General features: G+C 64.8%; 20 protein-coding genes. 4 read left to right on the top strand and 16 right to left on the bottom strand.

Going from position 1 to position 22,458, the window contains the following annotated elements; all coding sequences use genetic code 11:
• Positions 1-1,480 (top strand): phenylacetate--CoA ligase family protein (locus GCN74_RS26545; protein ID WP_226939246.1); only part of this gene is annotated, 1,480 nt, incomplete at its 5' end.
• Here GCN74_RS26545 and GCN74_RS26550 read toward each other — a convergent pair.
• The 8 genes from GCN74_RS26550 to GCN74_RS26585 all read right to left on the bottom strand — a co-directional run bounded on the left by GCN74_RS26550 (position 1,448) and on the right by GCN74_RS26585 (position 7,886).
• On the bottom strand, positions 1,448-1,834 hold the full coding sequence (locus GCN74_RS26550) for a hypothetical protein (RefSeq protein ID WP_152259436.1): 387 nt from the start codon (positions 1,832-1,834) through the stop codon (positions 1,448-1,450). The two genes, GCN74_RS26545 and GCN74_RS26550, sit on opposite strands and share 33 nt — an antisense overlap.
• Positions 1,835-1,874: 40 nt before the next feature.
• Positions 1,875-2,354 carry a DUF4188 domain-containing protein gene (locus tag GCN74_RS26555; protein WP_152259437.1) on the bottom strand — a complete coding sequence of 160 codons (480 nt, stop codon included), beginning with the start codon at positions 2,352-2,354 and terminating at the stop codon, positions 1,875-1,877.
• Between the two features lie 92 nt (positions 2,355-2,446).
• Positions 2,447-2,860 carry a hypothetical protein gene (locus GCN74_RS26560; RefSeq protein ID WP_152259438.1) on the bottom strand — a complete coding sequence of 138 codons (414 nt, stop codon included), beginning with the start codon at positions 2,858-2,860 and terminating at the stop codon, positions 2,447-2,449.
• Between the two features lie 242 nt (positions 2,861-3,102).
• Positions 3,103-3,498 carry a VOC family protein gene (locus GCN74_RS26565; RefSeq protein ID WP_152259439.1) on the bottom strand — a complete coding sequence of 132 codons (396 nt, stop codon included), beginning with the start codon at positions 3,496-3,498 and terminating at the stop codon, positions 3,103-3,105.
• A gap of 426 nt (positions 3,499-3,924) precedes the next feature.
• The gene (locus tag GCN74_RS26570) at positions 3,925-5,022 is read right to left on the bottom strand and encodes a serine hydrolase domain-containing protein (protein ID WP_152259440.1); all 1,098 of its coding nucleotides are present in this window, start codon (positions 5,020-5,022) and stop codon (positions 3,925-3,927) included.
• A 116-nt stretch (positions 5,023-5,138) separates the two neighbouring features.
• The gene (locus tag GCN74_RS26575; protein WP_193317280.1) at positions 5,139-6,812 is read right to left on the bottom strand and encodes a serine hydrolase; all 1,674 of its coding nucleotides are present in this window, start codon (positions 6,810-6,812) and stop codon (positions 5,139-5,141) included.
• Positions 6,813-7,194: 382 nt separating this feature from the next.
• A complete protein-coding gene (locus tag GCN74_RS26580) occupies positions 7,195-7,656 on the bottom strand; it encodes a MepB family protein (RefSeq protein ID WP_152259442.1) in 462 nt (153 codons plus the stop codon).
• Positions 7,653-7,886: a hypothetical protein gene (locus GCN74_RS26585; RefSeq protein WP_152259443.1), complete on the bottom strand. Its 234-nt coding sequence runs from the start codon at positions 7,884-7,886 to the stop codon at positions 7,653-7,655. Before GCN74_RS26585 ends, GCN74_RS26580 begins: the two co-directional genes overlap by 4 nt.
• A 132-nt stretch (positions 7,887-8,018) precedes the next feature.
• Between GCN74_RS26585 and GCN74_RS26590 the strand changes: the two genes are divergently transcribed.
• Positions 8,019-8,381, top strand: coding sequence for a TfoX/Sxy family protein (locus GCN74_RS26590; protein ID WP_152259444.1), 363 nt, complete (start codon positions 8,019-8,021; stop codon positions 8,379-8,381).
• Here the strand turns inward: GCN74_RS26590 and GCN74_RS26595 are convergent.
• From GCN74_RS26595 to GCN74_RS26625, 7 genes are all read right to left on the bottom strand, one after another.
• Entirely contained in the window at positions 8,370-9,374 is a 1,005-nt protein-coding gene (locus tag GCN74_RS26595) for a 2-hydroxyacid dehydrogenase (protein ID WP_152259445.1), read from the bottom strand. The genes GCN74_RS26590 and GCN74_RS26595 overlap by 12 nt on opposite strands.
• An 86-nt stretch (positions 9,375-9,460) precedes the next feature.
• Complete coding sequence (locus GCN74_RS26600) at positions 9,461-10,651, bottom strand: hypothetical protein (protein ID WP_152259446.1); 1,191 nt, start codon at positions 10,649-10,651, stop codon at positions 9,461-9,463.
• Positions 10,652-10,816: 165 nt separating this feature from the next.
• Complete coding sequence (locus tag GCN74_RS26605) at positions 10,817-12,007, bottom strand: hypothetical protein (RefSeq protein ID WP_152259447.1); 1,191 nt, start codon at positions 12,005-12,007, stop codon at positions 10,817-10,819.
• Positions 12,008-12,009: 2 nt separating this feature from the next.
• A complete protein-coding gene (locus GCN74_RS26610; RefSeq protein ID WP_152259448.1) occupies positions 12,010-13,602 on the bottom strand; it encodes an MBOAT family O-acyltransferase in 1,593 nt (530 codons plus the stop codon).
• Complete coding sequence (locus tag GCN74_RS26615; protein WP_226939247.1) at positions 13,592-14,665, bottom strand: glycosyltransferase; 1,074 nt, start codon at positions 14,663-14,665, stop codon at positions 13,592-13,594. Before GCN74_RS26615 ends, GCN74_RS26610 begins: the two co-directional genes overlap by 11 nt.
• A gap of 36 nt (positions 14,666-14,701) precedes the next feature.
• Positions 14,702-16,171: a lipopolysaccharide biosynthesis protein gene (locus GCN74_RS26620; protein ID WP_152259450.1), complete on the bottom strand. Its 1,470-nt coding sequence runs from the start codon at positions 16,169-16,171 to the stop codon at positions 14,702-14,704.
• Positions 16,172-16,189: 18 nt separating this feature from the next.
• Entirely contained in the window at positions 16,190-18,274 is a 2,085-nt protein-coding gene (locus GCN74_RS26625; RefSeq protein WP_226939248.1) for a glycosyltransferase, read from the bottom strand.
• Between the two features lie 146 nt (positions 18,275-18,420).
• On the opposite strand from GCN74_RS26625, the gene GCN74_RS26630 reads away from it, so the two are divergent.
• Both GCN74_RS26630 and GCN74_RS26635 read left to right on the top strand, forming a co-directional pair.
• On the top strand, positions 18,421-19,713 hold the full coding sequence (locus GCN74_RS26630) for a putative O-glycosylation ligase, exosortase A system-associated (protein ID WP_152259451.1): 1,293 nt from the start codon (positions 18,421-18,423) through the stop codon (positions 19,711-19,713).
• The gene (locus tag GCN74_RS26635; protein WP_152259452.1) at positions 19,710-20,645 is read left to right on the top strand and encodes a polysaccharide deacetylase family protein; all 936 of its coding nucleotides are present in this window, start codon (positions 19,710-19,712) and stop codon (positions 20,643-20,645) included. The genes GCN74_RS26630 and GCN74_RS26635 overlap by 4 nt, the downstream gene beginning before the upstream one ends.
• Here GCN74_RS26635 and GCN74_RS26640 read toward each other — a convergent pair.
• The gene (locus GCN74_RS26640; protein WP_413541566.1) at positions 20,554-22,449 is read right to left on the bottom strand and encodes an asparagine synthetase B family protein; all 1,896 of its coding nucleotides are present in this window, start codon (positions 22,447-22,449) and stop codon (positions 20,554-20,556) included. The two genes, GCN74_RS26635 and GCN74_RS26640, sit on opposite strands and share 92 nt — an antisense overlap.
• Between the last annotated feature and the right edge of the window lie 9 nt (positions 22,450-22,458).

The raw sequence follows: 22,458 nt of genomic DNA on the forward strand, positions 1-22,458 counted from the left end.
ACTGGCGCACGCCGCCGCCTTCGGCTGGCCCGGCATCGCCCCCAGGCTGGCCGCGCACTACCGCCGCATCCGCACCGCGCCGCGCCCGGGCGCCTATACGCGCTGCGTCGCCCGCTGGCTGTTTCCCCTGCATGAATGGCTCAAGGGCCACCACAGCGCGCGCCTGCTGCGCCGGCTGGAACGCTCGCAGTGGTGGAGCGCGCAGCAGCTGCAGCAGTGGCAGCTGGCGCGCCTGCGCGCGCTGCTGCGCCATGCGGGCGACCACGTACCCTACTACCGCGCGCTGTTCGCCCGCTGCGGCTTCGACCCGGAGCAGGTGCGGCAGCTGGCCGACCTGTCGCGCCTGCCCTTGCTGCGCAAGCGCGACATCGCGGCCGCGCGGGACAGCTTCAAGTCCGCCCGCGCCGTGGGCCTGCGCCCGTTCGCCACGGGCGGCTCCAGCGGCGAACCGCTGCAGTTCTTCCTGGGCCGGCGCCGCATCAGCCACGACATCGCCGCCAAGTGGCGCGCCACGCGCTGGTGGGGCGTCGATATCGGCGACCGCGAAGCCGTGCTGTGGGGTTCGCCCATCGAGCTGCACGCGCAAGACCGCGTGCGCCGCCTGCGCGATGCGCTGCTGCGCACCACCCTGCTGCCCGCCTTTTCCATGTCGCCCGCGCGCCTCGATGGCTATGTGCAGCAGCTGCGCCGCTGGCGCCCGCGCATGCTGTTCGGCTACCCGTCGGCCCTGTGCCGCATCGCCAGCCACGCCGGCGCGCGCGACCTGCCGCTCGACGGCCTGGGCGTGAAAGTGGCGTTCGTCACGGCCGAACGCCTGTACGACGAACAGCGCGCGCAGATCGCCGCCGCCTTCGGCTGTCCCGTGGCCAACGGCTACGGCGGGCGCGACGCGGGCTTCATCGCCCATGAATGCCCGGACGGCGGCATGCACGTCACGGCCGAAGACGTCATCGTGGAAATCGTCGATGGCCAGGGCCAGCCGCTGCCGCCAGGCGCCACGGGCGAAATCGTCGTCACCCACCTGGCCACGCAAGACTACCCGTTCATCCGCTATGCCACGGGCGACGTGGGGGCGCTGGGCACGCAGCCCTGCGCCTGCGGACGGGGCCTGCCCCTGCTGCAGAAGATCGAAGGGCGCAGCACGGACTTCCTCACGGCGCAGGACGGCACCGTCATGCACGGCCTGGCCCTCGTCTACATCGTGCGCGAACTGCCGCAGGTGCGCAGCTTCAAGATTATCCAGGAAAGCCTGCTGCGCACGCGCGTGCTGCTGGTCTGCCTGCCCCGCCTGGACGACGCCACGCGCACCGCCATCGTGAGCGGCTTCCAGGCCAGGCTGGGCGCGCTGGTGGACATCGCCGTCGAGGAAGTCGAGGAGATCGCAGCCGAAGCCTCGGGCAAATACCGCTATGTGGTGAGCAAGGTAGCGCCGGCAGGCAGCCTGCCGTTACCTGGCAGCCCGGCCGGCGGGCAGCGATAGCAGCATTTTTCCGTGCTCGGATTTGAAAAGCTGCATCGCATTCGCTTCGACGGAGCGATAGACGTCACTGCGCTCTCCCGCGCCGCCGCGTATCACTTCACGATGCAAGTCATTCATGACATTGCGGAAGATTTGCAAACCATCGTTGTATCGCCCGGCGCCATCGATCAGCAGATGTTCTGCCAGCCGCAGCCTGCCGATACGCGCGCAAAGCAGATATTCGATATGAATTCCTGCCGGCAGGATGTCGCGCATTGCAAAATTGGTCATCAGCGCGAAAGGCGTTGGGGTCACGTCCTTGGACGTATTGGCCAAGGCGAGAATGATGCCTGTCGAGACGGCCGCGGCGGCCACTGTTGTTGCCTGCGCCCCATAGCGAACGCTACTTGCGGCGCTACTCAGGCTTTCGGGCTACGCCGAGCCGATCCGCCGCGGAATGCTTTGGCCCAGTCGCCGCTTCCAGAGTGCCGGCACGGCCCAGCCCAAAGGCCGGCATGTTGACATACACGCTCTCGTAGGCACCGGCAGCGACGGCGAAGGTTTCGTGCCAGATGCCGACTGTACCATCGGTAGCAACAGATTGATTGAAGGCCTTCCACGCCGGCAGGTGAGCCGCCTGCCGGCTGGTGGCATAGGCCATCAATTGGTCCATCGAGCGCCAGTACTGCACCATAATAAGCGTTCTTGAAAACCACATCTCCGCATGCAGCAAGCCCAGTTCGGGCTGGCGCCGCAGCTCGCTGATCATGCGTGGCATCGCGGCGGCAATTGGCCACCACTTGTGCACCTTCCAGGGCTGGTTAAGACGCATGCCGATGAGGAAAACGACAAAGTCGCCGTCGATCGTTGCGGTGAGCCGTTCACGGTGTATCATGCTGCTCCTTACAAACTCGTGTAATGGTGCGCTGCTGGCCGACAAAGGCCATCGCTGTCATCGGGGGCCGCTCTTGGCCAGTTGCAGCCGCCTCAAATTCCATACTTGTTCTGAATAGCGGCCTCAAGCTCCGCCTGCGCCAAGCCTGCTTGCTGCCAAAACATAAAAAAATACTCCAATGTTTCGGCAGAATTAGCAATATCCATGGGATGCAGGATGCAGATGGCCGTTCTGATTTTCAAAACGTCCGGCTTGTCCGATTGGTCTCGCCCTTCAATGGCTCGCCACAGGCGTACGCGCTCGGCTATGACTTCCTCGGCCGTCGCCGCACCAGTGATGAAGCGCTTCGCCACAGCGGCGGCTGACTTGGCAACCTCAGGCAATTGTGACGTCACTCTTCCAATCGCCTCAATCATGAATCGCTGAGCCAAAAATTGTTCCGCAGGGTCATCCAAGTCCACCGCAGATGCAATCGCTTCAAAAAATCTCGTATTCAACATTTGCATTCATTTTCAGTGATGGCGCGATGCCCACGTCGGGCCGTCTCTGGCTGGAATGCGTCGAGCGCATCATTGTTCAAGCACCCTCGGCAGTAACCAAAAACCTTATTTTCGTCACCATCCGTGATGGACGTTACCACGCGCCCCATGGCCAAAAGCTGGTGCCAGCCTTCGTTCCAGGTCCTGGGACTTTTTGCGTTCCCGGCCATTTCCTGACACCAGACCTGTCCACTGTCAGCAAAAGTAACTCAGGCCGAACAATTGAACATCCACTGAACACCAAACTGGTCGGTCAATTTACCGTAGTAATCGCCCCACACTTGTGTGGCGAGAGGTGTGGTAACCACACCGTTATCGGCCAGCTGGTCAAAAAGCTGTTTCGTTAATTTTTTGTCATTCATCTGCAAAATATGTGCCGATCCGCGCATGGGTTCCGCATCGTCATTGTCGGAGGCAAAGAACAACACGCCTGGCCCCTCGAATCGCGCATGCATGATCTTCCCGCGCATCGACTCATTCGGGACCGGCATGCCATCGACACCAAATCGCAAGACATCGCTTATCTTGCCCAGCCCGCATTGCGCGTAGAACGTCAGTGCTTGTTCGCAGCTGGTAGTAAAGAAAAGATAATTGGACAATTGCATCGATTCACCTTTGTATTTGATTAAATGAAGCAAAAGTGTCGGGCCGGTGACCTTGCCGGGGATTCAGACGCCATCCACAGTCCAGGACTGCGTGGAGGCGGCGTGCTCAGGCTTTTTCGGACTTGGCAATGAGAAACCAGGGGAAGGCAAACGGGCCTGTCAGAGCGACCATCATGTCTCTGACAGCCGTCCTCTTCAGACGGCGCCGTTTGGCAATCAGGTGGCAAGCCACTGCCGAGAGCAGCCAGATCGATGCGGGGATGTATGCCGTCACTGTAATCTCCCGATAGTCGTTGCGTTGAATGCAAGCAATGATAGCAGGCCCATCTTGGCAGTGCAATTCAGGCCGAACATCGTCCCGACCGTGCGCTATGGGCCCGATTGCTGCCGTTTGCAGTGCGAAACGGCTATTCAAACTGGCATTGACTATCTTACAAGACTGCTATTCGCCACGATTTCCCGGATTTTTCTTTCAAAATAATAATGAAGGCCGCTGTCTTCGCTATATTGATTTTCCAGAACAACAACATCGACATCTTTTTCAGGAAAATAAACTTTAATAGAGGCAAATCCCAGGCCTTTTCCCGAGTGGCCGATATATTTCACCGGCGTTGTATCGCTGACATACACGCCGTAACCATAACCGTTTTTTTCTTCACCGAAAGCAACATGCTGGCTCGATATATCATAACTGGTCATCAGCTTGTAGGCTTTCGGACTTAAAATTTTTCCTTTGTGCAGTTTTTCATCCCAGATATTCAAGTCTCTTGCATTGGAAACAATGCCACCGGCTGGAATGAAGCCAAGCCAGTATTCTCCCTGGACCGGATGCTCCCTCAATGTGTAGACATTTTTTGAATTCACATAGCCATTGATAACGTCATTCTCTTTATTTTCCTCATAGCAAAAGCTGTTCTTCATCCCCAGCTCTTTGAACAAGTCATTTGCTGCCTCGATATACGTTTTCCCGCTTGCTTTTTCGAAAATTTTACCCAGCATGGTATAAGTCGTCACGCCATATAAGAAATCCGTTCCGGGCTTGAAGCTCAGCGGCTTGTCGATTTCCGTGATGCCAGACGAAAAATTGAGCAGTTGATGTACCGTCACCGTATCGGCCCAGGGCTGCGGCAAATCGGGCAGGTATCGTCGAACGGGACTTTGCACGTCTATTTTGCCTTTTTCGACCTCCCTCAAAATCAACACAGCCGTGACCTGCTTGCTATTCGACATGATCCTGAAATTATCGTCCAGCTTTAACGGTGTCTTATTGTCAAAATCCGCATAGCCGAAGGCTTTTGAATATTCCGTTTTCCCATTTTTCGTGATGAGAATGACGCCGTTGAAACTTCGCGGACTCGTTTCCTTTATTAAACTATCAATTCTGGCAGCGTAGTCGTCTGTCTTTTCCCCTGGTGAATGGCCGTCCGCTTGGGCATGCGCGCATGTGAAGATCAGCAACAGGACAGAAGCCGCCAGTATTCCTGGTGAAAAAAACGTCTTGCTGTGTGCATCGGGAGTTTTCATGGGGAGGTCTTGTAGGTTGCTTGATGATGTCCAGGGAAAGGCCAGCTTGCTGCGCCATTGCCGCCTGCTCGCTCATGCCGTCCGCGGGCGCTTTGCCCGACCGCGCCGGCAGGCCTTCAGTCGTCGACCAGGTCGAAATCGGTAAACAAACCCTCCGCGGTCAGGTAAATCAGCAGCTTGCGCGCCGGCTGCATGCCGCCAGCGCGGAAAGCCAGGACGCTGTCCACCTGACTGCCATGACGCTCGATCTCGCGGCCGGCAACAGCTTGCTCGTGCAGGAAAGTGAGCGATTTTATAGTGGCGAGTTCGCCAATGGCCTGTGCGCCGATGTTGCTCTTGAAGCCAGCCGTAGCGAAGTCCGAGTTGGCCAGAGCGCTGCCGCCGCGCGCCATATCGGAAAGCCAGGCCTGCACGCTCCTGGTACGCGCGGGCCTGGGGTCGCTGCCTGCTTGCAAGGTGTGCATCAACGGGCCGATGCGCGGCGCCGGCTTGCTTTGCCCTTTGGTGGTCACGACGACCTGCGTCACCTCGCCTCGTGCATCGACGACGAAATCCAGTGTGCAGTTGCGCGACGTCGAGTGGAAGCGGTGCGCGCCAACAGGCACGAAAGTTTCGTCGGGCAAGCCATCGAACATGCTCCGCAGCTGGCCGCCCTGCGCATCGAAGGTTCCCATCGTGTTGTTGGACAGCTCGTAGCGGCCGGTGTAGCGCACGAGCGCCTTGGCATCGATCTGGATGGCGGAGGGTTTGAGCAACACGTCGTGGTCGGCTTCCGGCCAGTGATACGCACGGCCGATGGCGGCCGTCAGGCGACTCATCATCCTGGAATTGTCATTCGCGTTGATCATGATCACGGCGCCTTGTCCCGTCCGGGAAAATGCCGTCAGCAAGGTATCGAAGCCTTCATCGCGCCCGCCGTGCGAAAAGCGCTGCGCGGTGCCGCTACCGTCCAGGAAGACGCCCAGGCCCACGTTCTCTTTTTGCGGAGTCAGCATCTGTTCGGTCAAGGCTGCCGAAATGACCGGGTTGGACGTGCCGGCCAGCGACTGCTGCACACCGATGGCGAAGCGCGCGAGATCCGATGCGTTGGTCCACAGGCCGGCTGCCGCCATTTCTGGGTACAGATGCCAACGCCCGGCCACCATGCTGCGGTCGGCAAGGTGGCCGCTGGCATTCAGGCGGGCGCGCTCGGCGGGCGGCGGTTGCAAGTAGGAACTGTCATGCATGCCCAGCGGCTTGAGGACGGCGTCGCGCAGATAGTCGGGAAACGCCTGAGCGCTCACGTCGGCCACCAGTTGCTGCATGACGGTATAGCCGCCACCGGAGTAACGCACCTTGCTGCCTGGCACGATGTCCACGCGGACGGGCGCCGTATTGGCGGGTTTTTCCCCGTTGAGCACCTGGACTACGCCAGGCAGCGGCGCATTCCTGGCGTAGCCGGGGAAGCCGTGCACGGTCAGCCCCGCGTTGTGGCTGAGCAGCCGGCGCAAGGTCACCTTCTGTTCTGCCGACAGGGCACTGTCCGGCACCTTCCAGGTGAGCAGCCTGGTGTTGACGTCATCGTCCAGGACAAGCTTGCCCTGCTCTACCAGGTGAAGCGCGCCCAGCGCGGCCACCGGTTTGCTGACCGAGCCGGCCTGGAACAGCGTGCTTGTCGTTACCGGCGTCTTGCCGCCCTTTTCCGTGACACCGTACCCCTGCGCCCTGACAATCTTGCCATTCTCAATGATGGCAAGCGACAGTCCGGGAATGCGGCGCATCGTCATTTCGGCCTTGATGATGTCGTCCAAGTCGTCCGCTTGGCTACTACTTGCGAACAGCAGGGTAAGGATTAACGCTATGGAATGAACTCGCATGAACGACTCTTTCAACGGTAATGGACGGATGCCAGGAAAGAAAAGTTGACGATACGTCACCGCGCTCTGCGGCCATGCGGGATTGCGACAGACAGCCGGATATTGGCGATGGACGGCAATTTTCGCGGATGAGTTGCGGCCTGCACTGGCTGGCGCGACGCATTCCGGCCGGCTGCCGCTGTTGGCGGGTTCAGCCAATAGCGGACGATTGGAATACCTCGGCAAAGGTTTTATTACCATTCTAAAAGAACAAGTTCGTCAAGCTGTTTTACCACAGCAGCAAGACGCAGATAACTTCTAGGATAAACAGAAACAATCACTGCCCGAGCAGCTGTTCCAGCCTGCGCTGGTCTCCTGCCGCCACAAAACAGCCGGCCTGCCAGCGCTGCGTGCGCAGGGCCTGGGCGGACGCGGGGGCGCACCAGGGCGGATAGACGCGCAGCGCCCGCTTGCCGCCGGCGCTGCTGCGCGACATCACGCCGCGCTGGAGCAGCACGGCGCGGGAGAAGATAAAAAAGCCGTGCCGTGCGCCGTCGCTGACGGCGATGACGAGGACATCGACGGGGTCCGCTTCGTCCAGCGGGGCGATCTCGGCATCGGGATGGGGACGCTTCCAGGCCGTGACGAACTGGCCGGTTTTCGTCGGCGTGGTTTTCGCCACGCGCAAGACCAGCCGCTGGCCGTCCAGGGTGGCGCGGCAGGCGCCGTATTCCGCGCTTTCCGCTTCCGGCACGGGCGCCTGCGGCAAGCCCAGGAAGGCCCATGGACTGGCCTTCATCGCGCGCTGAACTCGGCTGCGGCCTTGGCGGCCCACAACGCCTCGGCGTGGCTGGCGAACGGGCTGTCGTAGCCGTCGACGGTGCCGTCTTCGTCGACAAAGTACAACCACCAGCCGCCGCCCTGCTCGCGGATGGCCGTGTGGCCTGGCGCGCAGTGGGCGTCCACGGCCTGGCTGGCGGCCAGGGTGGCGATGGTGATGCCGCGGTGGATAGTCAGCTCGGGTGTCATGGCAGTATCGTCAATGTAAAAAAATCATGGCCGTAGTGTAGCCGCAGCATGGCCCGCTGGCCAGAGCGGCGCTGCAGAAAGTCCGCCGGCGCGCAGGCTTGCGCTACACTGGCCCCTCACAGGGAGGACGACATGGCATCTCAGCAAGGCACCGTGGATTTTTTGCTCGACCAGATGGCAGGCGCGGGCAGCGTCGGCGCGAAAAAAATGTTTGGCGAGTACGGCCTGTATTGCGACGGCAAGATGTTCGCCATCGTCGCCGACGACCAGCTGTTCATCAAGCCGACGGATGCGGGTCGCGCCTGGATCAGCATGCAGGGCACGCTGCAGGAAGCACCGCCCTACCCGCAAGCCAAACCCTATTTCCTCATCGATGGCGGCCTGTGGGACGAGCGCGACTGGCTGAGCCAGCTGGCGCGGCGCACGGCCGACGCCTTGCCGCTGCCGAAACCGAAGCCGCCGCCCAAGCCCAAAAAAGCCGCGTCAGCCGGCTAAGACGCTGTTTTCGCACTCCTTGCCCTGGCGGAAGCAAGCCAGGTTGTGATACGTGATGGCAGCGATCTCGCGCAGCGCTTCGATGGTGAAGAAGCCCTGGTGGCCCGTCACCAGCACGTTGGGGAACGTCATCAGGCGCTGGAAGATATCGTCGTCGATGATGTCGGACGAGCGGTCCTGGAAGAACAGATTGCTTTCCTGCTCATACACGTCGATGGCCAGGGAGCCCAGCTGGCGCGACTTGAGCGCCTCGATGACGGCGCCCGTATCGATCAGGCCGCCGCGCGAGGTGTTCACCAGCATGGCGCCCTTCTTCATCAGCGCTAACGTTGCTTCGCTGATCATGTGGCGCGTGCTTTCCATCAATGGACAATGCAGGGAGACGATGTCGGACTCGGCCAGCAGCTGCGGCAGCTCCACCATCGTGCCCAGCTGCGCAAACGCGGGCGCCGGATACGGGTCGTGGCCCAGCACCGTGCAGCCGAAACCCTTGAAAATGCGCGCCGTGGCCAGGCCGATCTTGCCCGTGCCGACGATGCCCACCGTCTTGCCGTGCAAGGTGGCGCCCAGCAAGCCGTCCAGCGAGAAATTGCCTTCGCGCACGCGGGCATACGCGCGGTGCGTGTGGCGGTTCAGGGTCTGCACCAGGGCCAAGGTGTATTCGGCCACGGCTTCCGGGGAGTAAGCTGGCACGCGGGCAACGAACAGGCCCAGGCGTTTCGCCGCATCCAGGTCCAGGTTGTTGTAGCCCGCGCAGCGCAGCAGGATGGCGCGCACGCCGTAGCCATGCAAGGCTTCCAGTACGGGCGCGTCGAGCACGTCGTTGACGAAGACGCAGACGGCATCGGCGCCTTGCGCCAGGACCACGGTTTCCTGGCTCAGCAAGGCGCTGTGGTACACCAGTTCGATGCCGGCGGCGTCGGGCTGGGACGGCAAGGCTTCATCGAAGAAACGGCGGTCGTAGGGCTGGCTGGCAAAGAAGGCGATTTTCATGAGGAGTCCCGGAACTTGCTGGATGGCAAAACTACATCATAGCGCAAGCGCCCTGCCCCGCGGCGTACGCCTGGTGCCACGTCATCCTACTTGGGTTCGCGGGGCAGGCTCAGCACGTGGCGCAGGTAGGCCGTTTCCGCGGCGTGCTGCGCGTGGTAGCGCTCGCGCGCGGCGCGCATGGCCGCCTGGTGGGCCGCAATGCCGGCCTGTGTCAGCTCGACGCCGAAGTCCGCCGGCGGCAACAACGGGCCGCCGAACAGGCGCGCCAGGATGAAGTGGCCCACATTGTCGCGGTAGTGCGACGCCTCCCAGTAGTAACGCATGTCGCGCGCGCCCGTCACCTGTGGGATGGGTTCGCTGGTGATGCTGTTGAAGCCCGAAAAATCATACACGCGCACGTCGCAGCCCTGGCTGCGGTGGCGCTGCGCCAGCTGCGCCAGGTCCCGTTGCCATTGCTGCATGGCATCCCACTTGCCGCGCCAGTACAGGGCGTCGAGCGTCAGCGCATGGGTGGGATTGATGTAGACGCGCAAGCGCGTGCCGCCCCGGCACAGCTTGCCGACGCTGGCGTCGAACGCGTGCAGCGCGGGTGCGGTGGGGCCCAGGCCGTCGCCGAACTCCTGCAGCCGCGGCGTGAAGGAACGGGCCGTGCCGGCCCAGCCGTGGTTGCGCACGGTGAGGCAGGACTGGTCGCGCTGGCCGTGCAAGGCCAGGCTGGACAGGCAGGCGCCGTCATAGGTGCCGCTGAGGATGCGCCAGGTGTCGCGCGTCATGTCCACTGTCAGGCCGCGCTTGATGTCGAGCAAGGCGCGCCGCGCAAAAAACGCGGGGCCGCCATCCGTCAAGCCCGGTTCCACGCCGGCCGAGCCCAGTTCCAGCGAAAACGAGGGCGCGTCGATGCCCCACACGATAGTATCGACATGGCTGACCCTGGCCGCGTGCTCGGCCAGGCGGATGGCGTCGCCGATCGAGGCGCCCGAGACGGCGCTGTTGAAGATGCTCTTGCCATCGAACAGGCCGTGCACCCTGGTGGGCAAGCCCATTTCCGTGCGCGAATTGCCGATGTACACGACGGCGGGCCGGTAGCGCGCCACCGCATACGTCTTGCCCCACACGGCGAGCTTTTCATACGTGGGGCGCAGGCGCTGCACCAGCGGCGTGTCCCACTGGTGCAGCAGATAGGGATCGACGCGGTAATTGACGGCGGAAACGAGGGCCAGCGCGGTCAGCACGCAGGCGCAGAAGATGGCGAGGTAGCGGCGGGCGCAGGTATCCATGGTCAGCGTTCATTGCAAATAGAAATTTCAGTGGCCCGCCGCATGCCGCAGATGCCGGCGGCGGACAGGAACGGGAATGGATGACACGGCATGGCTCCTCCTTGTTTGCGGCATGGCCCTGGCAATGGCAAACGGGGATAGGCGCTGCCGCCCAGCCCGCCCCCGTCACCGCCTGATCAGCGGCCCGTCCAGCACCCGCTGCGCATAGCCCGTCTCGCGCGCGTGTTCCACGCGGTAGCGCTCGCGCGCCGCGCGCATGGCCGCCTGATGGGCGCCGACATTGGCCGGCGTCAGCTCCACGCCGAAATCGGCCGGCGGCAGCATGTCGCCGCCGAACAGGCGCGCCAGGATCAGGCGGCCCACATTGTCCCGGTAATGCGACACTTCCCAGTAATAATGCATGTCGGGCTTGCCGCTGACGAGCGGGGTCGCTTCCGTCGTGATGCTGTTGAAGCCGGAAAAGTCGTGCAGGCGCACGTCGCAGCCCTGGCGGCGGTGGCGCTCGACGAGCTGCACCAGGCCGCGCTGCCACGCCTGCATGGCATCCCACTTGCCGCGCCAGTACAGCGCGTACAAGGTCAGCGCGTGCGTGGGGTTGATGTACAGGCGCAGGCGCAGGCCGCCCCGGCACAGCTTGCCGATGCTGGCGTCGAGCGCGGGTGTCGACGGCGGCGTCGGCCCCTGGCCGTCGCCAAATTCCTGCAGCCGCACGGGAATGGCGTCGCTGGTGCCCAGCCAGTGCCGCATGCCCGCGAGGGTGCACGTTTCGTCGCGCTGCCCAAACGCGGCCAGGTTGGAGCGGCAGACGTCGCCCGCATGGCCGGTGAGGATGCGCACGCTGTCCTCCGTCATGTCCAGGGTCAGGCCCCGCTTCAGGTTGACCAGGGCGCGCTGGGCGAAAAAGCCGTGCCGGGCGCCCGTCAGGCTGTCTTCCACGCGCGCCGCCCCCATCTGCAGGGAAAAGGTGGGCGCGTCGACGCCCCACACCATGGTTTCGACGGGGCTGACCCTGGCCGCATGCTCGGCCAGGCGGATGGCGTCGCCCAGCGAGGCGCCCGACACGGCGCTGTTGAAGATGCTCTTGCCATCAAACAAGGCACGCACAGCCGTCGGCAAGCCCATCTCCGTGCGCGAATTGCCGATGTAGATGACGGCGGGCCGGTAGCGCGCCACGGCGTAGGTCTTGGCCCAGGCGCCGAGCTTTTCATTGAGCTGGCGCGGACGCTGCAGCAAGGGACTGTCCCACTGGTGCAGCAGATAGGGATCGACCTGGTAATTCAGGAACGAGATCGAGCCCAGCACGAGGAAGGCGCAGGCGAGAAAGCTGGCGAGATAGCGGCGGGCGGCGGTGTCCATCGTCAGAACTGGAAATAGAGAAATTCGGTGACCCGGTTCATGCCGAAGACGCAGGCGACGAACAGCGCGGCCATGCCCACGCTCCAGCGGCGCGAGGGCCGCCAGCGGAAGGCCCAGCGTCCTTGCGGTTGAAATATGCGTTCAATGGCAGGCTCGTAGAGAAAGAATATTTCTTGCGTATTCGGCGCCCGGAAGGCCAGCAGCATTGCGCCCAGCAGCACGGGCAAGCCGGGCCCCGCCAGTTCGATCCAGCGGATGCCGCCAAAAGCGGGATGCCAGCCCCACTGCGCCAGGCTGGCACCGTGGCTGGCCAGACCGCGCGGCAGGCTCACGCCGTTCGCCCCCACCAGCGCGCCCGCGATATCGCAGGCCGTGGCCACGTCGGGCGCGCGGAAGAAGATCCAGGCCAGCATGACGGCAAGAAAGGTCAGCAGACTTGACCACCACATCGGCCACCAGCGCAGCCATCGGTACCCCGGCGCCGCGCCGAACGCCCGCTGCCACGCCTGCTGCAGCACCAGGTACAGGCCATGCAAGCCGCCCCAGATGACGAAGGTCCAGCCCGCACCATGCCACAGGCCGCCCAGCAGCATGGTCAGCATCAGGTTGCGGTAGCGCATGGCCTCGCCATGGCGGCTGCCGCCCAGGGGAATATACAGATAGTCGCGCAGGAAACGCGACAAGGTCATGTGCCAGCGGCGCCAGAAGTCCGCGATATTGGCCGCCTTGTACGGCGAGTTGAAGTTCAGCGGCAATTTCACGCCAAACAGGCGCGACAGGCCGATGGCCATGTCCGAATAGCCGGAAAAGTCGAAGTACAGCTGGAAGGTGTAGGCCAACACGCCGATCCACGCTTCGATCAGGGTCGGTTCGGCGCCGGCCGCGAAGACGGGGATGGCCAGCGGCGACAGGTTGTCGGCGATCAGCACCTTCTTGGCCAGGCCGATGGTGAAGATCGACAGGCCCACGGCAAAGTTGGCCGCGCGCGGGTGGGCGTTGGCCGGGTCCGCGAACTGGGGCATCATGTCGCGGTGGTGCAGCACGGGACCCGCGATCAGGTGGGGGAAATAGCTGACGAACAGCACGTAGTGGATGAAGCGGTATTCGCGTACCTCGCCCCGGTAGCAATCGACGAGGAAGGCGATCTGCGTGAACGTGAAAAACGAGATGCCGATCGGCAAGATGATGTCGAGGCCATGCCACGGCTGGCTGCCAGCGCCAGCCAGTCCGGCGACGGCATTCACGCTGTCGATAAAGAAATTCGCATATTTGTAATACGCGAGCAAGCCCAGGTTCAGCGCCAGCGCCGCCGCCAGCACGCGCTTGCGGGCCGCACCCGCGCTGGTGCCCATCAGACGCCCGGCGCCGTAGTTGACGCAGATGGATGCCAGCAGCAGCGGCAGGTAGCGCACATCCCACCAGGCATAGAAGAACAGCGAAGCGCCCGCCAGCCACACGGCGGGCGCCAGGCGGCGCCAGCTGGCGGCGGATGTGCCGCCTCCGTTGCGCGGGGCAATCCAGCGGTCCAGCAGGAAATAACCGGCCAGCACGATGGGCAGATAGGCAAACAGGAAGGCAAAGGAGTTAAACAGCATGGGTCCTCCGTTCCGGCAGCGTGTGCACCTGGTGATAGCAATCGGCGATCCGGGCCGCCACCCTTTCCCACGTAAAACGTTCCACCAGCGCCCGCACGCGGGCCCGTTCGGGCCGCAGCGCCAGCAGTTCGAGGATGGCCTGGCGCTGCGCGGCGCCGTCGTCCCAGCGCACCTTGCGCAGCGCAAACGCGGAATCGGGCAAGTCCAGCGCGCTTTGCGCCGTCATGACGACGGGCGTGCCGGCCGCCAGCGCTTCCAGTACGCTCAGGGGGAACACCTCGCCCTGGCTGGGCAAGGCCGCCACGGCCGCCGCATGGTAGGCGCTGGCCAGCAGCGGGTCGGCGTGGTCGAGCGCGCCCAGCCAGCTGACGTGCGGCAAGTCCAGCAACTGCTGCAGGTAGCCTTGCTGTTCGCGCGGCGCGGCGCCGATCAACACCAGGGGCAGGCCCGCCCCCAGCAGCGCCTGGGCCAGGCCCAGCTGGTTTTTATACGGTGAAATGCTGCCCACCATCAGCACGAACGGCCCCGCGATGCCCGTCTCGCGCAGGAACAGATCGCCATTGGCCGTGAAGAAATGCGGGTTGATTCCGTTCGGCAGGACATGGATCGCCTCGCTCGCCAGGCCAAAACCGTGCACGAGGGCGTCGCGCTCGGCCTCGCCCAGGGCGATGACGAGCTTGGCCAGATGCAGGGCGCGCCGCGTCTGCGCGTAGCTCGTCTGCACCATCCATTCCGTCAGCCGCCCTGCCAGCCGGTCGGCCAGCCGGGCCCGCCAGGCGCTGCCCCGGTTCCAGCTGGGCGCCAGCAGCGGCGACAGCACCACGGGCACGCCCAGCTCGCAGGCCGTTTCCACGATGCGGTAGGTGCCGTTGCTGGCCGAGAACACGTGCAGCACGTCGAAATCGGCCAGCCGTTCATGGTTGGCGTCCACCAGCTGCACCGTCAGGGGCCGCGCCCGGTGTGCCGGCAGCCGGTTCAGGGCCGCCAGGGTTTCGCGCACCTGGACCTGCAAGCCGCCGTCGCGCTGGAACAGCATGGGATAGGACAAGATACCGACACGCATGGTCATCCTTTCTTGCCTCCGCGCCCCGGAAGGCCGTCAGTGCAGCGATTTGACGGCCAGCCAGCGGCCCAGCAGCTTGCGTTGCACTAAAACAAACTCGGCGGCGATTTCATGTTTCAACAGGAAAATCCCCGCGATCCAGCACAGCAAGGTCGCCAGCGCCGTGCCCGCCAGCGCCAGCAGCGGGATCGCATGCAGCATGTCTGCCGGCATCCACAGCAGCATGCACAGCGGCGGCGGACTGCTGATTGCGCACAGGGCCAGGCTCTTGCGCAAGGTAGGCAGCAGCACGCGCCAATCAAGACTGCTGAAGCGCCGCAGACAGCGGTAGATCAGCCAGCTGCGCAACAAGGTGCTGAACACCACGGCCCAGGCCACGGCCACCAGCCCGAACGGCGCCGCCAGCAGCAGCGCCGCCACCTTCAGGCCGCCCGCCCAGGCATCGAGTCCCGCCTGCACGCGCATCCGGCCCGTCGCCACGAACAGGTAGCGGGCCATGCTGAATATGCTATACACGGCCGAGGACAGGCACATGATGCGTATCAAGGGCGTACAAGCGCTCCATTGCGGTCCATACAACACTTTGACCAGGGGCAAGGCCATGCAGGCGAGAAACAGGAAAAAGGGCCAGGCCAGCGCCGTCATATAGCTGACCGTGCGCACGTACACGGGCCCCGCCCCGCCCTCCTCGCGGTCGCGCGCCGCGAACAGGGGAAACACCACGGGCGAGATGGCACTGGTGATGGCCTGGTTGAAGATGCTCAGCATGCTTTGCGTCTTGCCGAACAGGGCCAGGCTTTCGATATCGATCATCTTGCCGATGACGAGGTCCGGCGCCACCACGCCCGCCTCGTCCACCAGCCCGCCCCCCGTCGCATAGGCGCCAAAGGAGACGATGGCCTTGACGCCGCGCCGTCCCGGCAACCATGGCAGTTCACGGGGACGCACGACCAGGCTGGTCAGCAGCGAAGCCATGGAGCCGGCCAGCACGGCCGCCACCAGGCTCATGTAACTGTGGCCAAGCAGCGCCATGCCCACGCCCACCAGCAGGTTGGTGACGCTGTTGGCCGCGTTGATCGCGTAGATGGCGCGAAAGCGCAGTTGCCGCCGCAGCAGGGGCAAGGTCAGCGCGCTGAACGGTATCAGCAGGAAGTTGATCGACAACAGTTGCAGCACCAGTTGCAGGCGCGGTTCCGCGTAGAAACGCGCGAGCGGCCCGCTGGCGGCCAGCACCAGCGCCGCCAGCAGCCAGGCCACCACGAGGCTGGTGGCCAGGGCGGCGCGCAGTTTCTCCGTCGTCAGGGTCTTTTCCTGGATCAGGTACTGGCCCACGCCGAAATCGCGCACCACCTGGGCCATGGCCACCAGCACGGCGCCCAGCGAATACACACCCACCTCGGCCGGTGTCAGCAGGCGCGACAGGATCATCGTGGCAACAATACTCAGCAGCAGTACCGTGTATTTTTCGGCAAAGGAAAAGAAGAAGGAATGGCGCGTGGCATTCATGCGGGGCGGCTCCTGGCGCTACACGAGGCCGGCATAGAACTGGCGCAGCTGCCGCTCCAGCCGCTGCATGGAATAATGCTGCTCCGCCTCCAGGCGGGCTTGCCGTCCCATGCGCCGGCGCCGCGCCGGGTCGCGCAGCAGGTCCGCCACGGCGCGGCACGCCGCATCTTCGTCGTCGAGCGGCAGCAGCAGGCCGCCGCCGCTGTCCCGCAGGATGTCGCTGGTACCGGGCACGTCGGTGCCCACGGCCGGCACGCCGCACGCCATCGCCTCGATGGTGGCGATGCCGAAGCCTTCGTTCCTGCTCAGCAGCAGATGCAGGTCGAAGGCGGGCATCAGCAGTTCGATGCGGGGCTGGAATCCCGTCAGCAGCACGCGCTCCTGCAATCCTGCCGCCTGCACCTGCTCGCGCAGCATGGCTTCAAGCGGTCCCGTACCCGCCAGCACCAGGTACAAGCGGGGGAACTGCCTGGCCAGGCGGATGAACATGGCCAGCAGGGCCTGCGGCCGCTTTTGCGCGGACAGGCGCGCCACGGAACCGATCACCAGGGCGTCCGCTGGCAGCCCCAGTTGCTGGCGCGCCAGCCGCCGCCGTTCCGGCGACACGATGAAGGCGTCCGTATCGACGCCGTTCGGTATCACGGCCAGCCGCGTCTGCGGCGCCAGCATGCCCCGGTACAGCTCGAGAAAATGCCGCATGGCCGACGGCGACACGGCATACACGCCCTTCACGCCGCGAAACGCTTCCTGCAGCCGGGGCCGCTGCCAGCCGCTGAACGGCTCCAGGGGAAACGCGTTGTGCACGCTGATGACGGCCGGCAGGCGGCACTGCCGCGCCAGCCACAGGATGGAGGCGCCATAGGTGGTCCAGCAAAATGCCACGTGCACCAGGTCGGGCCGCAGCCGCCGCAGCCGCCAGGCGCCCGTGACCCTGGCGCGCAGCAGATTCCAGCGCCGCCACGCCCAATGCTCGACGAACAGGGGCGGCTCATACACTTCCACCTGCAGTTTCTGCTGGCGCAGGCCCTGCGTCCATGCGGCAAAGCCGGGAAAGCGGCGCAGCGCCAGCACGCTGTCGAAGCCGGCCTTGTCCAGCATGCGCGCTTCCTGCGCCATGCGCAGTTCCATGCCGCCCAGCTCGCCGGAATAGCTGGTGATGAGGACGCGCGGCAGGCGTTTGCGGCGCCCGCGCCATGCTTCATAGAAATAGCCGTGCAGCGAAGCCATTTCCCAGCTGCGCAGGAACAGCGCTTCGCGGTCGCCCCGCAGCCAGGCGCGCAGGGCGGCCACGCCGTCGCGCAGGTAGCGGCCCAGCATCCAGCGGGGCACGCCCAGCCATTCCACGCTGGGCGCCGGCACCACCAGCCGGCACTGGCCCCGGCCAAACAGGAAGGAGCGCCGCAAGATCCAGTCGCGCTGCACCTGCTTCACGCGGATGATGTGCGCCACCCTGGCCTGCGGGCAAAACCATGAAGGGTGGCCGGACCGGTACATATCCAGGTTCAGCTTGGTTTCGCTGCCCATCGCATAGCTGGGCCCCTGCGGGCCGATGCTTTCGTCATAGCGGGCGCCCGTCTCGAAGATGCGGCGGCGGATGGCCATGTTGGCGCCCCACACGAGACCCGGATACACGGGGCCGTCGCGCAGGCCGGGACTGGTGATGGCCCACGTCAAGCCTACCGGTGTCAGGCGCAGCAGCCAGTCCGCGGGCTTTTCCCGCCAGGCGGGCACGATGGCGCCGCCGAACAGCGCGTGGCCGGGATGGCTGCGCGCGCACGCCTGCAAGCGGCACAACCAGTCGGGCGCGGGCATGGCGTCGTCGTCGCCAAAGACGAACAGCTCGCTGCCATCGCCGCTGTGGCGCAGGGCGTACCCGACGGCGCCGTTGAGGGCGGGACTGCGGCCCCGCCGCGCCACGTACACGGAACTCAGGGGCAGGCGGCCGCGGAAGGCGGCGATCACCTGCGCCGTCGCGTCGGTGCTGCCGTTGTCGGCGATGATCAGGCGCCAGCCGCCCGCGGGCGGATGCAAGCCCATGTAGGCGCGCAATACCTGGGGCAAGGTGTCGGCGCCATTGTAGGTCGCCATGAGAACGGTCAACAAGGACATGCCTCCTTGGTCTTACCATGACAAAACTAATTGATAGTTTCAATAACACTCAACAGTGTTGATCCAGTGTACTGAGCCTGACCGCCAGCCCGTTGACAGGCATCAATACCAGGCAGGCAAAACCAGGAGCGTCCCCCTTCATGCGCGACATCGTGATCACCGTCATCATCCTGGGTTCCCTGCCCTTCATCCTGAAGTCGCCGGCCACCGGCGGCCTGATGTGGGTATGGGTCAGCGTCATGAACCCGCACACGCAAGCCTGGGGCTTTGCCACCCACATGCCGTTTGCCTTCATCATCGCCGTCGCCACCATGGTCGGCCTCTTGATGACGCGGGAACCGAAAAGCCTGCCCCTCACGCCCATCAGCGTGCTGCTGCTGCTGTTCGTCGCGTGGATGAATGTCACGGCCGCGTTTGCCCTGCTGCCGGAATCGTCGTGGGTGCAGTGGAACAAGGTCATGAAAATCATGCTGATGAGCTTTGTGATCATGATGGTGATACGCACGCAGCGCGATATCGTGCGCCTCGTATGGGTGCTGGTGGGCTCGCTCGGCTATTACGGCGTGAAAGGCGGCATCTTTACCATCCGCAGCGGCGGCACGGAGCGGGTCTGGGGGCCGGAGGAAACGTTTATTGGCGATAACAATGCGCTGGCCCTGGCCCTGATCATCACCATCCCCCTCATGTATTACCTGCAGCAAAACTCGGACAAGCGCTGGGTGCGCCGCGGCTTGTCGGCGGCGATGCTGCTGTCGGCGCTGTCCGCGCTGGGCTCGTATTCGCGCGGCGCCTTGCTGGCCATTGCCGCCATGGGCCTGTTCATGTGGCTGAAAAGCGACCGCAAGCTGGTGCTGGGCGCGCTGCTGGCGGCCGTCACGCCCCTGCTGCTGGCCTTCATGCCCGAACGCTGGGCCGAACGCATGGATACCATCAATACCTACGAAGACGATGTCTCCGCCATGGGCCGCCTGAACGCCTGGCGCATGGCGTGGAACCTGGCGCGCGACCGCTTCCTGGGCGGCGGCTTCGACGTTTCCGATGCCAGCATCTTTGCCCGCTACGCGCCAAATCCCATGGATGTGCACGCGGCGCACAGCATCTATTTCCAGGCGCTGGGCGAACACGGCTTCGTCGGCCTCGTCCTTTACCTGGCGCTGGGCATCGCCACGTGGCGCACGGCCGCCGTCATCATCCGCAGCACGCGGGGCAAGCCCGAACTGCGCTGGGCGCACGGCCTGGCCACCATGAGCCAGGCCAGCCTGATCGGCTTTGCCGTGGGCGGCGCCTTCCTCAGCCTGCTGTATTTCGACATGCCGTATTACCTGATGGCGGCCCTGATCGCCACGCGCATCGTCGTCGAGCGGCAGGCGCGCGCGGCCACGCCCTCCGCCCGCCCGGCCAAACCCGCAGCCGCCATCGCGGAGCAGCCATGACGGCCACCTTGTCCATCCTCATCTACCACCGCGTGCTGGCCCGGCCCGATCCCCTGTTTCCCCATGAAGTCGAGGCGCGCCTGTTCGCGCGCCAGCTGGGTCTTATCCAGCGGTTTTATGCGCCGCTGCCGCTGGCCGAGGCCGTGCAGCGGCTGCAGGATGGCAGCCTGCCGCCGCGCGCCGCCTGCATCACCTTCGACGACGGTTATGCGGACAACGCGCAAGTGGCCCTGCCCCTGCTGCAGCGCCACGGCTTGCACGCCACGTTCTTTATCGCCACGGGCTACCTGGACGGCGGACAGATGTGGAACGACACGGTGATCGATGCAGTGCGCCACGCGGCCGGCCCCGTGCTGGACCTGCGCGAACATGGCCTGGGCAGCCTGCCCATCGCCAGCCTGGCGCAGCGGCAGGCAGCCATCGCCACCTTGCTGGGCCAGCTGAAATACCTGCCGTTCGCCCGGCGCCAGCAGCTGGCCATGCTGATCCGCCGCCAGGCGGGCGCCACGGCAGGTCCCGGGGCCATGCTGAGCACGGCGCAGCTGCGCCAGCTGCAGGCGGCAGGCATGGGCCTGGGCGCGCACACGGCCAGCCACCCTATCCTGTCCACCCTGCCGGAGCGGGCCGCCCAGCTCGACATCGCCAACGGCAAGCGCCAGCTGGAAAGCTTGATCCAGGCGCCCGTCACGCTGTTTGCGTATCCGAACGGCAAGGCCGGACGCGATTATGGCGCGCGCCACGTGGCGATGGTCAAGCGCCTCGGTTTCAAGGCGGCCGTGGCCACGGACTGGGGCGTGGCGCGCCCCGGCGCGGGGCTGGACCTGCTACAGCTGCCCCGTTTTACGCCGTGGGATCGAGGACGCCTGGCGTTTCTGTGGCGCATGCGGCAAAACCGCCGGCAAGCGCACCCAGCGCGCCCGGATGCTGGCTGAGCCACTGTTCCAGCATCAGCAGCAGCCACACCATGGTGCCGTGGTAGGCCGGGTGTTCCGCCAGCAGGCGCCCCTGCAAATCGTCGATGAAGGCGGGCCGCACGATGCCGCGCCCACGCAGCTGCGTCAGGTTATCGAAGGCAAACTCGCGCAGCGGCGCATGGCTGTGCAGCCACAGGCCGAAGGGCAAGCCGAAACCGTGCTTTTTCTTGCGCACGATGGCGGGCGGCAGGATGTCCGCCAGCGCCCGCTTGAAGAAAGGCCGCAGCCGCGTGCCGTCGAGCTTGTCCCGCGGCGCCAGGCCCGTGGCAAACGCCACCATCGCATCGTGCAGGAAGGGAAAGGCCGCTTCCACGCCGGCCAGCTCGCACGCCTTGCGCACCTTGAACAGGTCGTTGTCGGCCAGGGTGAAGCGCATGTCCAGCGCCAGCAATTCATTGATCTGGCTCAAGCCCTGGCCTTGCCGCTCCCAGTACGCGCCATTCACGCAGCCGGGCGCCATGCCCGGATCGATGGTGTCGATGAAGCCCGCTTCCAGCACCGCGCGGTGGCCATGGCGCAGCAGCAGGTTGTAGCTGTCGAGGCGGGCCGGCAGCGGCAGGCTCGCCTGCTCGATGTAGCGGCGCGCCTTGTCGCCCAGCCGCCACGGCTTGCCCGTGCGGACACGGAACAGCAGCGGTTCGATGATAGCCTGGCGCAACATGACAGGCACGCGCTCGTAGTGCGACAGCAGGGCCTGGTGCGCATAGCGCTCGTTTCCTCCAAACAATTCATCGCCGCCGTCGCCGCCCAGCAGGCGCGTCACGCCATCCTCGCGCGCCATCTGCGCACAGTAAAAGGCAGGAATGGCCGAGGCATTGCCGAAAGGCTGGTCGAAGATGGCCGCCATGGCTGGAATGGCGGCCAGCACGTCGCCCGGGGTCACGTAGCGTTCGTGGTGGATGCTGCCCGCATGGCTGGCGGCCAGGCGCGCATACGCCATTTCGTCATAGCCGGGCACGTCGAAGCCGATGGAATACGTGCGCGCGGGACGGCCCGTCACTTGTCCCATGATGGCGGCCAGGGTGGAACTGTCCGTGCCGCCGCTGAGAAACGCCCCCGTGTCCGCCCCATCCGCGCCCAGGCTGCTCTCCACGGCCAGGCGCAGCAGGCGCAGGAATTCCTGCTTGTTGGCGGCAAACGATGCGCGCGCCGCCGCCGGTTCCTGGAAGACCAGCTGCCAGTAGCTGCCCTTGCATTGCTTGCCGCCGCGCACATGCAGGTATTCGCCTGGCAGCAGCCGCTGCTGGCCCAGGTAGGCAGTGGCCGGGCCCGGCACCATGTGGAAATACAGGTAGTGATACAGCGCCTGCGGATCGAGCGTGCCCCGCACGGACGGATGGGCCAGCAAGGCGTCCAGCGAGGACGCGAAGAACAGGCCCTGCGCATGGCTCGCATAGCTGAGCGGATGCATGCCCGCACGGTCCACGGCCAGCAGGGCCGAGCCGGAAAAGGCATCGAGGATGGCCAGCGAGAATGGTCCCGACAGGCTGGCGCAGGCGGCCACGCCCCGGCTCAGCCACAGGGAAGCGAGGCGGCACGCCACGTCGTCGGCCGAGCCGTCGAGCACGGGCCGGCCCCAGATGGCCACCTGCAAGCCATCCTGCTGGTGCACATGGCGGCTGCCATCGATGGCGGCCACGGCCACGCCGCCCACTTCGCCGAGACTGGCGGCCAGCGGCGCGTCATCGAAACGCGACAGGGGCGCCGCCATGCTGGCCAGCGCCGCCTGCGCCGCACTATTGGTCGCCGCGCCGCCGCCCAGGCCAGCGCA

This window comes from Janthinobacterium sp. FT14W, from assembly GCF_009208755.1.
Lineage (GTDB): Bacteria > Pseudomonadota > Gammaproteobacteria > Burkholderiales > Burkholderiaceae_D > Janthinobacterium > Janthinobacterium violaceinigrum.

Bases quoted from the DNA above. Each gene is read 5' to 3' on its own strand.
- GCN74_RS26590 (WP_152259444.1), top strand. From the start codon at position 8,019: ATGGCATCTCAGCAAGGCACCGTGGATTTTTTGCTCGACCAGATGGCA.
- GCN74_RS26605 (WP_152259447.1), bottom strand. From the start codon at position 12,007: ATGGACACCGCCGCCCGCCGCTATCTCGCCAGCTTTCTCGCCTGCGCC.
- GCN74_RS26595 (WP_152259445.1), bottom strand. From the start codon at position 9,374: ATGAAAATCGCCTTCTTTGCCAGCCAGCCCTACGACCGCCGTTTCTTC.
- GCN74_RS26610 (WP_152259448.1), bottom strand. From the start codon at position 13,602: ATGCTGTTTAACTCCTTTGCCTTCCTGTTTGCCTATCTGCCCATCGTG.
- GCN74_RS26560 (WP_152259438.1), bottom strand. From the start codon at position 2,860: ATGCAAATGTTGAATACGAGATTTTTTGAAGCGATTGCATCTGCGGTG.
- GCN74_RS26565 (WP_152259439.1), bottom strand. From the start codon at position 3,498: ATGCAATTGTCCAATTATCTTTTCTTTACTACCAGCTGCGAACAAGCA.
- GCN74_RS26615 (WP_226939247.1), bottom strand. From the start codon at position 14,665: ATGCGTGTCGGTATCTTGTCCTATCCCATGCTGTTCCAGCGCGACGGC.
- GCN74_RS26600 (WP_152259446.1), bottom strand. From the start codon at position 10,651: ATGGATACCTGCGCCCGCCGCTACCTCGCCATCTTCTGCGCCTGCGTG.
- GCN74_RS26580 (WP_152259442.1), bottom strand. From the start codon at position 7,656: ATGAAGGCCAGTCCATGGGCCTTCCTGGGCTTGCCGCAGGCGCCCGTG.
- GCN74_RS26620 (WP_152259450.1), bottom strand. From the start codon at position 16,171: ATGAATGCCACGCGCCATTCCTTCTTCTTTTCCTTTGCCGAAAAATAC.
- GCN74_RS26570 (WP_152259440.1), bottom strand. From the start codon at position 5,022: ATGAAAACTCCCGATGCACACAGCAAGACGTTTTTTTCACCAGGAATA.
- GCN74_RS26635 (WP_152259452.1), top strand. From the start codon at position 19,710: ATGACGGCCACCTTGTCCATCCTCATCTACCACCGCGTGCTGGCCCGG.
- GCN74_RS26630 (WP_152259451.1), top strand. From the start codon at position 18,421: ATGCGCGACATCGTGATCACCGTCATCATCCTGGGTTCCCTGCCCTTC.
- GCN74_RS26555 (WP_152259437.1), bottom strand. From the start codon at position 2,354: ATGATACACCGTGAACGGCTCACCGCAACGATCGACGGCGACTTTGTC.
- GCN74_RS26585 (WP_152259443.1), bottom strand. From the start codon at position 7,886: ATGACACCCGAGCTGACTATCCACCGCGGCATCACCATCGCCACCCTG.